Annotated in this window: 13 protein-coding genes; 6 read left to right on the forward strand and 7 right to left on the reverse strand. The window is 58.3% G+C overall.

All coding sequences use genetic code 11. The features are described from left to right. Positions 1-301 precede the first annotated feature (301 nt). Positions 302-2,221, forward strand: a complete 1,920-nt coding sequence (locus ASF13_RS11180) for a serine protease (protein WP_162237191.1) — start codon at positions 302-304, stop codon at positions 2,219-2,221. A gap of 181 nt (positions 2,222-2,402) precedes the next feature. After that, positions 2,403-2,765, forward strand: a complete 363-nt coding sequence (gene yacL / locus ASF13_RS11185) for a protein YacL (protein WP_056236184.1) — start codon at positions 2,403-2,405, stop codon at positions 2,763-2,765. A 279-nt stretch (positions 2,766-3,044) separates the two neighbouring features. Here the strand turns inward: yacL and ASF13_RS11190 are convergent, their stop codons facing one another. The 4 genes from ASF13_RS11190 to ASF13_RS11205 form a co-directional block, all read right to left on the reverse strand. After that, a complete protein-coding gene (locus tag ASF13_RS11190; RefSeq protein ID WP_146005527.1) occupies positions 3,045-3,491 on the reverse strand; it encodes a hypothetical protein in 447 nt (148 codons plus the stop codon). 175 nt (positions 3,492-3,666) lie between these two features. Continuing rightward, positions 3,667-4,476 (reverse strand): adenosylmethionine decarboxylase, encoded by an 810-nt coding sequence (speD, locus tag ASF13_RS11195; RefSeq protein WP_056236190.1) that lies wholly within the window; start codon positions 4,474-4,476, stop codon positions 3,667-3,669. After that, a complete protein-coding gene (gene speE, locus ASF13_RS11200) occupies positions 4,477-5,346 on the reverse strand; it encodes a polyamine aminopropyltransferase (RefSeq protein WP_056236193.1) in 870 nt (289 codons plus the stop codon). A 101-nt stretch (positions 5,347-5,447) separates the two neighbouring features. Next, the gene (locus ASF13_RS11205) at positions 5,448-5,795 is read right to left on the reverse strand and encodes a YacC family pilotin-like protein (RefSeq protein ID WP_056236195.1); all 348 of its coding nucleotides are present in this window, start codon (positions 5,793-5,795) and stop codon (positions 5,448-5,450) included. Between the two features lie 180 nt (positions 5,796-5,975). Between ASF13_RS11205 and cueO the strand changes: the two genes are divergently transcribed. Continuing rightward, positions 5,976-7,586, forward strand: a complete 1,611-nt coding sequence (gene cueO, locus ASF13_RS11210; protein ID WP_056236199.1) for a multicopper oxidase CueO — start codon at positions 5,976-5,978, stop codon at positions 7,584-7,586. A gap of 147 nt (positions 7,587-7,733) precedes the next feature. Here cueO and ASF13_RS11215 read toward each other — a convergent pair whose 3' ends face one another. Then, entirely contained in the window at positions 7,734-9,017 is a 1,284-nt protein-coding gene (locus ASF13_RS11215) for a cystathionine gamma-synthase family protein (protein ID WP_056236201.1), read from the reverse strand. A 249-nt stretch (positions 9,018-9,266) separates the two neighbouring features. Here ASF13_RS11215 and hpt point away from each other — a divergent pair, with 249 nt between their 5' ends. After that, entirely contained in the window at positions 9,267-9,803 is a 537-nt protein-coding gene (gene hpt / locus ASF13_RS11220; RefSeq protein WP_056236204.1) for a hypoxanthine phosphoribosyltransferase, read from the forward strand. A gap of 95 nt (positions 9,804-9,898) precedes the next feature. On the opposite strand, the gene can is transcribed toward hpt, so the two are convergent. Continuing rightward, a complete protein-coding gene (gene can, locus ASF13_RS11225) occupies positions 9,899-10,561 on the reverse strand; it encodes a carbonate dehydratase (protein ID WP_056236206.1) in 663 nt (220 codons plus the stop codon). A 107-nt stretch (positions 10,562-10,668) separates the two neighbouring features. Between can and ASF13_RS11230 the strand changes: the two genes are divergently transcribed. After that, positions 10,669-11,595 (forward strand): ABC transporter ATP-binding protein, encoded by a 927-nt coding sequence (locus ASF13_RS11230; RefSeq protein ID WP_056236208.1) that lies wholly within the window; start codon positions 10,669-10,671, stop codon positions 11,593-11,595. Continuing rightward, complete coding sequence (locus tag ASF13_RS11235) at positions 11,592-12,362, forward strand: ABC transporter permease (protein ID WP_056236212.1); 771 nt, start codon at positions 11,592-11,594, stop codon at positions 12,360-12,362. Before ASF13_RS11230 ends, ASF13_RS11235 begins: the two co-directional genes overlap by 4 nt. Positions 12,363-12,932: 570 nt before the next feature. Here the strand turns inward: ASF13_RS11235 and panD are convergent. Then, the gene (panD, locus tag ASF13_RS11240) at positions 12,933-13,313 is read right to left on the reverse strand and encodes an aspartate 1-decarboxylase (RefSeq protein WP_056236215.1); all 381 of its coding nucleotides are present in this window, start codon (positions 13,311-13,313) and stop codon (positions 12,933-12,935) included. Positions 13,314-13,339: the final 26 nt, after the last annotated feature.

Raw genomic sequence — 13,339 nt, forward strand, 5'->3', positions numbered from 1 at the left:
CTGTCTGATGGGCTCAGTGCCCCTGTCTACGCTGGCCGGTGCGCCGACTGCGCCACAGTTGCAGTATGACTCTCGCAGTGAAGTGCCCCTGACGCCGCTGCCGGCACCGATCAGTCTGCTTGATCGCATGGCGGAAAATCATTCTGCACTGGCAGATATTACGGCAGAAAAAAATACCCGGTCGCTGACGGTAGTATTTGGTGAAATTAAATTATCACCCGGATCCTGGCTTCAGGTATTTTCAGAAGATAATCGCCAGAGTTATATTTATAACGATGCGGATTTTTATTCTGAGCAGGGCGTGACGGGTTTCGAAAGCGACACGCTTCTCGGCGGTAAGGTCACTGTGCGGGTGGTTTACCCCGACGGTAAACCGGCAGCAGAGGATGGTGTGCAGATCCTTGGCTACCGCGCTCAGGATATGGCAAAAGCGCGTGTCATCATTGGCAGCAGCCAGATAAAGCAGGCGGCCTGTTATAAACTGAATGAGGAGATCTATGGTCACAGCCGGGCGGTGGTTAAGGCCAATGGTGCCTCCGGCTGGAACATTGCGGGCGGGCCCTGGGTAATGACCAACCATCACGTAGCCGGCGATATTGGCGAAAAGAAACACTCGCTGATTTATCACTATCGTTCGTCCGACTGTGACAGTGAGAATGCCGACGTGGACAATTTCCTGACCATTAAAAGCCAGCGTGTGGTGGCATCAGGCCAGGGCCCCGGCGCACCGGCACCGGGTAATCATGACTGGTCGCTGTACCAGGCGGATGAACTGGCCTGGCAGGAAGCCGGCATCGTACCGTTCTTTGGTGCGCTGTGGCTGGATACGGAAAGCGAGCCAGGACAGCTGAGCGGGCATCCGCTCTACGTTCCGCAGCATCCTGGCGGCAGGCCACGCCAGATCAGCTCATTAGCAGATAATGGTCAGGCGTGTGGCGTCATCAGCGCCAGCGCTGACAAAGTGAAGTACAACTGCGATACCTACGGTGGTTCATCCGGTTCCCCGGTTCTCTCACAGCGCAGCAACGGTGTGCTGGCCCTGCATTATGGTGGCAGCAGCAACCACAATACCGGGGTTAACAGCCGCGTCGTGTATAACGGTATTAAGCATCTTCTGCCCGCCGCTAATCTCCCGGTTTCGGCCAGCCAGGGTAAAGGTAAGGTTAAGGTGGTCCCGGTCAGCTTTGCTCCCGGCCTGCCGGCGACGGTGGACAGCGGCGTTACTGATGCGGTTGATATTGCGGCGCTGGATGCCAGCCGGATGAAGCGCGACGGTAACGACTATCTGTTTACTGCCAAAGGGCGATCGGCTGCAGGTAAGGTGAGCGATATCACGGTGCGTCTGCATCCACTGGCGGGACCCGACGGCACGCTGTCCGGAAAGCTGAACCTGTCGGCCAGCTCACGGGACAATCCGGGAATGGATGACGGACTCCTGACCGGCTGGATGGCCTTTTCACTGAATCGCCAGGCTGACGGCAGGAACGTTAAAAACCTGATCCTGCCGTTCAGCTCGGAGTATTACGACCCGTTCAGCTCACCGTTCTCGCCGGATGCGCAGGTGATGAAAATGCGCCTGACCGAAAGCCAGCCTGCGCTGAGTGAACCGGTGAAGCATACCACCAACATTGGATTCCTGGCGGTCAGGTCCGGACAGGGACCGATGACCCTGCTGAGTGGTGGCACCGGCTATTCACCGCTGACTGTGCAGGTAAAAAATGAAGCAGGCCAGCTGCAGGTGGTGAAGCTGCGCGGTCAGCGCAAAACCCGCTGCAGCCCGGCCCTGCGCCCGATGAACAGCATGACCGGCTGCGGTGTGGGCGCTGCGCCTGCCAGCCTGCAGCTTTCCTATGTCGCGGAGGATAATGCAGATTTACCAGGGGGCCACTACCAGGGGATGGTTCCGGTCATCGCCAGCCGTGATGCGTTTACCCAGCCGCTGCTGGTTGAGGTTGATCTCACTGTGCCGCCAAAAGAGTGGGAAAAACCAGAGCCGGAACCAGAGCCGGAACCAGAGCCGGAGGATTACGATCACATCTTCCCAGCCGGATTAAAGGGGTATCAGGCCGGCACCACGGTGTTGCAGCCTGCCACGGGCAAAGTCTATCAGTGCAAGCCCTGGCCTTACAGCGGCTACTGCTCGCAGTGGACCTCCGCCAGCAATCATTTTGAGCCGGGTATCGGTAGCGCCTGGCAGCAGGCCTGGACTCTGATCCACTAACCTCTGCATCACCACGCCGCCCGTCGGGCGGCGTGGTCATCTCCCCCGTATTTTCTGCAATCCGCTCCCCTCGCGTGGTTTTAAGCTGTTTTTCCTGTCCATTACGGTAATATTGCGCGCCATAGCGCATTAATCTTTTGCTGAAGTGCCAGAATGCAGCAACAATCCCGAGGAACATACGATGGAATATGAATTTTTACGCGATATCACCGGGGGGGTGAAGGTGCGCATGTCGATGGGCCATGAAGCCATCGGCCACTGGTTCAACGATGAGGCGAATGAAAACCTGACGCTGCTTGACGAGGTGGAAGCCGCCGTGGCGGAAGTGAAAGGCAGCATTCGCCAGTGGCAGCACGTCGGCCGCGAATATACGCTGCTGCTCGATGAAGAAGAGGTGATGATCCGCGCAAATCAGCTGAGCATTGAAGGCGATGAGATGGAAGAGGGCATGAGCTACTACGATGAAGAGAGCCTGTCGTTCTGCGGCGTGGAGGATTTTCTCGCTGTGATCGCGGCTTACCGCCGGTTTTTGCAGGGGCGCTGAGGCTGGTCGCCAGCAGGATCCAGGCAGCAGCGGAGTCGCGGGCGGCAAGGGCGTCGCATAAGACCTGTCAGGCTGCACCACTCTGCTCAGCCTGCTTGCTGCGGTTAGCGCCGCTCAGTTGGCATCGTTAGCGACAGGAAACGCGTGCCGTCCGCCGTCACGGTCTCTTTCAGCGTGCCGTCTTTTCTCGCCTGTTCCACGGCTTCCCTGGCACGCGTCATCCATGCAATCATGCGGGTGCGTGAACGGGCGTAATGTTCCTCTGAGGCTAACAGCGGTTCAGAGGCTGACTGGCGTTCTGATAACATAATCTCTATCTCCCAATGCGCGTTGTACCGAGAAACCCGAATGTTTCCTGACCAGTATACTCAAAAGTCTCTGGTAAATAATCTCCAGCTTTTTGTCTGTAGCCGAAAAACAGTATATCCCGGGATGATGTTCTTCAAAATGATGAAATATTAAGTCGGTTACCTGACGAAAAACGGTGATGGCTTTAAATCCGACATTTTCTCTGGAGAAGTGGGTACCGTTACGCTGGTTGTCGAGCGTATCAAAAGCCACCTCACAGATAAAATGACTTTTTGGCGTAATGTCTTCCGGTAATACAATGCTGGTGTTACTGATATCACTAATTTCAAAAAAGTAGATTTCATACATTTTTTTTCCTGCGGAAAATTGACCAATGTGTAACGTATTATCAAAACAGAGTGTTTTAAACGTATTCATTGCACGCATCCTTATGCTGGTCCGATAAGCATGCGCCGGGGCTGACAGCCAGGCAATCTCTGCGCGAACGATTAATTGCGTAACGCTACGCAAAACTGAAAAGAGAGTGTTTTTTTATTTGAGGGAAATAAAAAGGCGACCCGAGGATCGCCTGAAGGTAAATAAACTGTTGTCGTTACGTTATTTTTAATCCCACCGCCGGGATATTGCGGCCGTAATGGATTTCACGCATCTCTTTCCACAGCAGATCGGTAATGCGTTTATGTTCCTGCGGGCTGAGATCTTCCGGCCGGGTGTTAAACAGATAGTGCTTCAGGTCAAACTCCTTCAGCAGCATCTTGGTGTGGAAAATATTTTCCTGATAAACATTAACATCCACCATGTCATACATCGACAGCATATCGTCTGACATAAAATTCTGAATCGAATTAATTTCGTGATCGATAAAGTGCTTCAGGCCGTTCACATCGCGGGTGAAGCCGCGCACGCGATAGTCGATGGTGACGATATCTGACTCCAGCTGGTGGATCAGGTAGTTCAGCGCCTTGAGCGGCGAGATCACTCCGCAGGTGGACACTTCAATATCGGCGCGGAAGGTACAAAGCCCGCCCTCCGGGTGGCTCTCCGGGTAGGTGTGCACGCAGATATGGCTCTTATCCAGGTGCGCCACCACCGAACTGGGCAGCGGGCCGGGGTGTTCAGAGTTATCGATGCTCTTAGGATCGACAGGCTCTTCGCTGACCAGAATGGTGACGCTGGCCCCCTGTGGCTCATAGTCCTGGCGGGCGATATTCAGCACGTTAGCACCGATAATTGAGCAGGTCTCGGTGAGGATCTCCGTCAGGCGGTTGGCGTTGTACTGTTCGTCGATATAGGCGATATAACCATCGCGCTCTGCGTCGCTGCTGGCGTAGCAAATGTCGTAGATACAAAAGCTCAGGCTCTTGGTCAGGTTATTAAAGCCGTGCAGTTTCAGCTTTTGCAATTATTCCCCCTCCCGGTCGGTGAGTGCGTCCAGCAGATACTGGGGCAGGGCAAAGCTGCCGCTGTGGATCGCCGGGTTGTAGTAGCGGCAGCCCAGCCCTGAGGCTGCATAGCGGGCGGCCAGGGTGGCGGGATCCAACTGGCGTAGCGCCGGATTGTCGCTGGCCCAGGCAAAGGTCATGATGCCGCCGTAGTAGGTTGGCACCGCGGCCTGATAGAAGCTGACGTCTTTGAAATAGTGGCTCAGCTTGCGGTGGCTGCCGACCGCTTCATCCTGCTGCAGGAAGCAGACGCCGTTCTGTGCCACGAAGATGCCGTTTTCATTGAGACAGCGGTGGCAGCCGGCGTAAAAGTCGGAGGTAAACAGGCTCTCGCCGGGCCCGATCGGATCGGTGCAGTCGGAGATGATCACGTCGAATTTTTCCGCGCTCTGGCGGACAAAATTCACACCATCGTCAATCACCAGCGTAAAGCGCGGATCGTCATAGGCACCGGCGCTGTGGTTGGGCAGATACTGGCGGCAGAAACTGACCACGCCGGCGTCGATCTCGACCATGGTTATCTGCTCAACGTTGCGGTGGCGGCTGACTTCGCGCAGCATCGCGCCGTCGCCGCCACCGATAATCAGCACGCGCTTCGCCGCGCCGTGCGCCAGCAGCGGCACGTGGGTCATCATTTCGTGGTAAATAAATTCGTCGCGCTCGGTGGTTTGCACCACGCCGTCCAGCGCCATCACGCGGCCCAGTTCGGCGTTCTCGAAGATCACCAGATCCTGATGTTCGGTTTTTTCGCGGTACAACACCTGATCAACGGTGAAATACTGCCCAAAACCGGCGTGCAGAGTTTCATGCCATCTCTCTTGATCGGCCATGGTGGGGGTTGCTCCTCATCGCAGCGTGGAAATCAGGCGAAACAGCATAGCGATTTATGACCGTGGTTGCACGGTCAGGATTCGGCAGGCAGGAGAGGGAGTTACTTGACGTAGGCCAGCAGGCTCAGGGAGTCGCGCGCCAGCGATTTGCATTTTTTGTCGTTGGCGACCGCAATGCCGCTGAGGTCGCGGTAGCTCTCTTCACCCAGTGCTTTCATATTGAAGCTGTCGTAATTGGTTAAATCCCAACGATTTTGCTGTGCAAAGAACACCAGCGCACGGCGGATCTGCCCGTCGGGTAAATCCTGGTAGCCACAGTCATTTTTCAGGTAAACAAACACGGCGGTTAAATCGGCCAAATCTTCTGCTTCCGATTCGCTCAGGGCGAAGCTGGTAGAGGAGAAGCCAAACAGCCCCAGCAACAACAGAGCCTTGATGCTTTTCTTCATGGTTAGTCTCTAACGTGTGCAATAACCAGACGTTAGCACAGTTCTGGCCGGGTGCCAGCCCCTTTTGCGGTAGAAATATCCTGGAGACGCGCTGCCATCCCGGCTTTCTGCGCTTGACCTTACCGCTGGGGCAGGGTTTATGCTGATTTCAGCTATGAACATCCGGTACAGGAATGAATGATGCAACGTCGAGAGTTTATCAAGTTAAGTGCCGCGCTGGGTGCGGCCAGCGCGCTGCCGCTGTGGAGCCGTTCGCTGCTGGCGGCTGAGTCCCGCCCGCTGTTGCCGATCCCGGCGCTGCTCGGCGCCGATGCCCGCGGCGACATCAGCCTGGTTGCGCAGGCCGGCAGCACGCAGTGGCGCGGTCAATCGGTGCCGACCTGGGGTTACAACGGTGACCTGCTCGGCCCGGCGCTGCGGCTGGATCGCGGTAAAACGGTCAACATTACCCTGCATAACCGGCTGCCGGAGGCGACCACCGTCCACTGGCACGGGCTGGAACTGCCGGGTGAGGTGGACGGCGGGCCGCAGGCGCGGATTGAACCCGGCCAGAGCCGGCAAGTCAGTTTTACCCCCGATCAGCCTGCGGCCACCTGCTGGTTTCACCCGCACCAGCATGGCCGTACCGGGTATCAGGTGGCGCAGGGGCTGGCCGGCCTGGTGCTGCTTAACGATGCGGAAAGTGACGCGCTGCTGTTGCCAAAGCAGTGGGGCGTCGATGACATTCCGCTGGTGCTGCAGGATAAGCGCCTGAGCGCCGACGGCCGCATTGACTATCAGCTGGACGTTATGAGCGCGGCGGTCGGCTGGTTTGGTGACACCATGCTGACCAATGGTGCGATCTACCCGCAGCACGGCGTGCCGCGCGGCTGGCTGCGACTGAGGCTGCTGAACGGCTGCAACGCCCGCTCGCTGAACCTGAGTATCGATGACCAGCGGCCGATGTACGTTATCGCCAGCGACGGTGGCCTGCTGGCGGAGCCGGTGAAAGTCAGCGAGCTGCCGATGCTGCCGGGCGAGCGTTACGAGGTGCTGGTGGATACCGCTGACGGTAAACCCTTTAATCTGCAGACCCTGCCGGTGCGCCAGATGGGCATGACGCTTAAGCCGTTTGACCAGCCGCTGCCGCTGCTGGCCATCACCCCGCTGCGCATCATCGCCAGCGGCACGCTGCCGGATAAGCTGGCCAACCTGCCCGCCGTGCCGTCAGCGCAGGGGCTGACCAGCCGCTGGCTGCAGCTGATGATGGACCCGGAACTGGATCGGCTGGGGATGACCGCGCTGATGCAGAAGTATGGTCATGCAGCGATGGCCGGCATGGCGATGGACGGCCACGGCGGCCATGCTTCGGCGGCAGCGCCCGTTGCGCAGGCTGCGACGACATCCGGCGGGATGAGCGGCATGGACCACGGCGGGATGACAACCGGGCAGCCGGGTGTCTACGATTTCCATCAGGGTAATCAGATCAACGGCGTGGCCTTTGATATGGCGAAACCGGCGTTTGCGGTGAAGCGCGGCGAGCTGGAGAAGTGGACGATTTCGGGCGAAGGCGACATGATGCTGCATCCGTTCCATATCCACGGCGCCCAGTTCCGAATTCTGAGCGAAAACGGCAAGCCGGTGGCCGCCCACCGCAGCGGCTGGAAGGACACGGTGCGGGTGGAGGGCGCACGCAGCGAGGTGCTGGTGCGCTTTAATCACCTGGCCGATGCACAGCATGCTTACATGGCGCACTGCCATCTGCTGGAGCATGAAGATACCGGCATGATGCTCGGTTTTACCGTGGCGTAGTACGCAGCGTGGATGCCTCCGCCTTCACAGGCGACGCTGCTGGCCCGGATGATGAAGGGGCAGCACGCCTGACCTGTGACCGCTGCCTCACCGGTCTGTGGCCGCAGGCGGATGCACGCCCACTTGCAGGCCGCAGGCCCGCGACAGTTATGACGCGTCCAGCGCCAGCCGCAGGTCCTCGATCAGATCGTCTTTATTCTCAATGCCAATCGACAGCCGGACCGTGGCGGCCTGAATGCCGATACGTTCGCGCACGGCCAGCGGCACGCCGGAGTGGGTGGTGCTGGCCGGGTGGCTGGCCAGCGATTCGGTGCCACCGAGGCTGACCGCCAGCTTAAACAGCTGCAGCTGATTGAGGAAACGGAAGGCGGCATCCTCGCCGCCGACAATATCAAAGGAGAAGGTGGAACCGGCGCCGCTGCACTGAGCGCGGTACACTTTTCCGGCCGCCGACCCGGCATCAAGGAACGGCAGATAGTGCAGGTGCTCCACCTTCGGGTGGCTCTGCAGGAAGGCGGCTACCGCGGCCGCATTGTCGTTGGCCCGCTCCATGCGCAGCGCCAGCGTCTCCAGCGAGCGGCCAATCATCCAGCTGGAGTGCGGATCGAGCTGGGTGCCGATCGCGCTACGCAGCGCCTTCACCTGACGGATCAGCGCTTTGCTGCCGATCGCCGCACCGGCGATCAGGTCCGAGTGGCCGCCGACGTATTTGGTCAGCGAGTAGAGCGACAGGTCGGCACCGTGCTCAATCGGCCGCGAGAACACCGGGCCGAGCAGGGTGTTATCGCAGGCGATCACCGGGCGGTACTGCTGCTGCTGTTCAATGCGATCCGCCACCCGGCGGATCAGCGCAATATCCACCAGGCTGTTGGTCGGGTTGGCCGGGGATTCAATCAGGATCACCGAGACGCGCCCCTGCAGCAGCGCCGCGTCCGCTGCCGCCTGCACCACCGCTTCATCGACGCCGTCGCTGAAGCCCACGCTGGTCACGCCCAGGTTATGGAAGGTTTTGCTCAGCAGCGTCTCAGTGCCGCCGTACAGCGGCTGCGAGTGCAGCACCACGTCACCCGGGCGGACAAACGCCAGCAGCGTGGTAGAGATCGCCGACATGCCGGAGGAGAACAGCGCCGCGCTCTCGCTGCGTTCATACACCGCCAGCCGGTCTTCAACGATTTCACTGTTGGGGTGATTAAAGCGTGAGTAGACCAGTCCGTTGCCGCCGCCCGGCGGTGGTTCGCGGCGGCCGGAAACGTAGTCAAAGAAGTCGCGACCCTCTTCCGCGCTGTTGAACACGAAAGTGGAGGTCAGAAACACCGGGGGTTTTACCGCCCCTTCAGACAGCGACGGGTCGTAGCCGTAGTTCAGCATCTGGGTTTCAGGCTGCAGCTCACGGCTGCCGATATGGGTTTTTTTGGAATGTGAGGACGTCATGTGTTCTCCAGCCTGCGGCAGGGGGCGTTATTAACATTGCACATAAGCATACCTGCGTGGGAAGGAGAGGATAAATACATAAAGGTTCTATGCTTAATCTTTTATGCGATATTATATATGGCTATCTTTACGTATAGCAGTCTGAATGTCTGTTGCGCGGTCGCGGAAACGGCGGTTGCGCAACGGCAGGTAAGGGGCGGGGAAGTGTGATAAACTGCGCTGCTTTCCTGAAACCACCGTTGAAGAGCTATGAAACATACCGTTGAAGTGATGATCTCCGAAGCCGAGATCAAATCCCGCATTGCCGAACTGGGTAAACAGATCAGCGACCACTACCGCGACAGCGGCAGCGAAATGGTGCTGGTGGGGCTGCTGCGCGGCTCCTTTATGTTTATGGCCGACCTGTGCCGCGCCATTGACGTGCCGCACGAGGTCGATTTTATGACCGCCTCCAGCTACGGTAATGGCACCACCAGCACCCGCGACGTGAAGATCCTGAAAGATCTCGACGAAGATATTCGCGGCAAAGACGTGCTGATCGTGGAAGACATCATTGATTCAGGCAATACCCTGAGCAAGGTGCGTGAGATCTTCAGCCTGCGCGGGCCGAAGTCGCTGGCGATCTGTACCCTGCTGGATAAGCCGGAACGCCGCGAGGTTGAGGTGCCGGTGGAGTACGTTGGTTTCAGCATCGCCGACAAGTTTGTGGTCGGTTACGGTATTGACTACGCCCAGCGCTACCGCCACCTGCCGTACGTCGGCCATGTGGTGATGCTGGACGAGTAACCCCGCCTGCGGCCTGCCACCGCACAATCTGCAGGCCACCGCACAATCGACCAAGGCCGGATTTTCCGGCCTGTTATAAAATGCGCCCCCTGAACTTACGGGTTCAGGTCGGGGCCGTTCAGCAGGTTAGCGATGCAGTGGCGGTAGCGCTGCTCCAGAATGGCGCGGCTGGTGGCGGTGACTTCCAGATCGCGCAGATAGCCATCCTGAATCCCGTAGACCCAGCCGTGCAGCGAGACTTTTTGTCCGCGCTTCCACGCTGACTGCATGATGGTGGAGTGGCCGAGGTTATAAACCTGTTCAACAACGTTGATTTCGCAAAGTTTATCAAAGCGTTTTTCCGGTGCCAGGTGGCCGAGAAACGAACTATGCTTGTACCACAGATCGCGGATGTGCAGCAGCCAGTTGTTGATTAAGCCCAGCTCCGGGTTCTCTACCGCCGCCTGTACGCCGCCGCATCCGTAGTGACCGCAGATAATCACGTGCTCCACTTCCAGCACATCCACCGCGTACTGTACCACCGACAGGCAGTTTAAATCGGTGTGGATCACCTGGTTGGCGACGTTACGGTGCACAAACAGTTCGCCCGGTTCCAGCCCGGTCAGCCGTTCGGCCGGTACCCGGCTGTCAGAGCAGCCGATCCACAGAAAACGGGGCTTTTGTGACTGAGCAAGGTGTTCAAAAAAACCGGGATCTTCCTCTTTCATCAGCTTTGACCATTCACGGTTATTGCTGATAAGGGTTTCAATATCTTTCATAATGGGCTCGGCCAGTGGCGTAATTGCGTGGCGGTAATATAGGGCAAGGCTACCGGCTTGAACATCACAAACGAGATACCTCAACAAAACAGGGTGCTTTTTTACCTATGACTTATGCACTGGAACTTGAAAAGCTGACCAAAACCTATGCGGGCGGCGTTCAGGCACTAAAGGGCATCGACCTGGCGGTTGAAGCCGGCGACTTCTATGCGCTGCTCGGGCCGAACGGGGCCGGCAAATCCACCACCATCGGCATTATCAGCTCGCTGGTCAACAAAACCAGCGGTAAGGTGCGGGTGTTTGGCTACGACCTGCAGCAGGACGTGGTCAACGCCAAGCGCCAGCTCGGGCTGGTGCCGCAGGAGTTTAACTTCAACCAGTTTGAAACCGTGCTGCAGATCGTGGTCAGCCAGGCCGGCCTGTACGGCGTGGTGAAGGCCGAGGCGCTGCAGCGCGCGGAAAAATATTTAAAACAGCTCGACCTGTGGGAGAAGCGTAACGATCGGGCGCGGATGCTCTCCGGCGGTATGAAACGCCGTCTGATGATCGCCCGCGCGCTGATGCACGAGCCGAAGCTGCTGATCCTCGACGAGCCTACCGCCGGGGTGGATATCGAGCTGCGCCGCTCGATGTGGACCTTCCTGCAGGATCTCAACGCCCGTGGTACCACCATTATCCTCACCACCCACTATCTGGAAGAGGCGGAGATGCTGTGCCGCAATATCGGCATTATCCAGCGCGGTGAGCTGGTGGAAAACACCTCGATGAAGGGGCTGCTGTCCAAGCTGAAGTCGGAAACCTTTATCCTCGATCTCGCGCCGAAAAGCCCGCTGCCGCAGCTGCAGGGGTTCCAGTACCGACTGGTGGATACCTCGACGCTGGAAGTTGAGGTGCTGCGTGAGCAGGGGCTGAACAGCGTGTTCAGCCAGCTCTCCAGCCAGGGCGTGCAGGTACTGAGTATGCGTAATAAGGCCAACCGTCTGGAGGAGCTGTTTGTCGACCTGGTGAACGGGCGCAGAGGAGAAAAAGCATGACACATCTTTACTGGGTGGCCCTGAAGAGTATCTGGGCGAAAGAGGTTAACCGTTTTGCGCGCATCTGGATCCAGACCCTGGTGCCGCCGGTGATCACCATGACGCTCTATTTCATCATCTTCGGCAACCTGATCGGTTCGCGCATCGGTGAGATGCACGGCTTCAGCTATATGCAGTTTATCGTGCCGGGGCTGATTATGATGGCGGTGATCACCAACGCCTATGCCAACGTGGCGTCATCATTTTTCAGCGCCAAGTTCCAGCGCAATATTGAAGAGCTGCTGGTGGCACCGGTGCCGACGCACGTGATTATTGCCGGATACGTCGGCGGTGGCGTGGCGCGTGGCATCTGCGTGGGCGTGCTGGTGACCGCGATTTCACTGTTCTTCGTGCCGTTCCACGTGCATTCCTGGCTGATGGTGGCGGTGACGCTGGTGCTGACGGCGGTGCTGTTCTCGCTGGCCGGGCTGCTGAATGCGGTGTTTGCCCGTACCTTTGACGATATCAGCCTGATCCCGACCTTTGTGCTGACGCCGCTGACCTACCTCGGCGGGGTATTCTACTCGCTGACCCTGTTGCCACCGTTCTGGCAGATGGTGTCGAAGCTGAACCCGATCGTCTATATGATCAGCGGCTTCCGCTACGGCTTCCTCGGCATCAACGACGTGCCGCTGGTGTTCACCTTAGGCGTGCTGGTGGCGTTTATCCTGGTGTTTTACGCGCTGGTGTGGACGCTGATTCAGCGCGGGCGCGGACTGCGCACCTGACAAGGACTCTCGCCAGACGGCTCCGCCATTAAAGCGATGGCAGCCTGTACACGGAGCAGAGCATCACGGGCCATGGATGGCCCGCACAAAGCAGAAGTCGCTGCGGGTTCCGGTGCCCGGCGTATCGGGTATATCCGGAACGCGGACACGCCACGAGTCCGTCCATGGAGGCTCGGCGCCGGCCATCCCTGGCCGTCGACGGTCCGCTAACCCGGATATACCCGATTGCCCGAACGTTCTGATATTGCTGCCACAGTCCATCGATCGCCGAACCCACAGATGATGTCACCTGCAAACAATGCAAACGCAGGGATGGAAGTCGGGCACGGAGTTAACGGTTTTCTCCCACAGGCAACGCAGAACGCAAAGCGATGGGAGCCTGTACACGGAGCAGAGCATCACGGGACAAGGATGTCCCGTGCTGAGCTGTCAGGGATGACGTTTTTTGCGTCTTTGCGGAGTGTACAGGCTCCCTGAGCAAGACACCGTGCTAGCAGGCGACCTGAACCAGGCTCCGTCTAACCACAAAAAGCCTTTGCGCAGGGGCAGCAATGCTCATGCTTTCACCGGTCAGGCAACCTGCACCGGCACGGCTTTCGCCAGCCGTTTCATCTGGTTGTCACCCTCAAAGTAGGCCACTTTCGGCTGCCACTCGCGCGCCTCGGCGTCGCTCATCTGCACGTATGAACAGATAATCAGCAGGTCGCCGGCGCAGGCACAGCGTGCCGCCGCGCCGTTGACCGAGATAATCTTCGATCCGCGTTCCGCCGCGATTGCGTAGGTGGAAAAACGCTGGCCGTTGTTAACGTTATAAATGTCGATGGCTTCGTATTGCAGAATGCCGGAAGCGTCGAGAAAATCCTGATCGATGGCGCAGGAACCTTCGTAATTCAGATCTGCCTGGGTCACCTTCACCCGGTGCAGCTTGCCCTGCAGCATAGTGCGTACCATAAACTCACCCTGGTTATTCCTCCGGT

It is taken from the genome of Erwinia sp. Leaf53 (assembly GCF_001422605.1).
GTDB lineage: Bacteria > Pseudomonadota > Gammaproteobacteria > Enterobacterales > Enterobacteriaceae > Erwinia.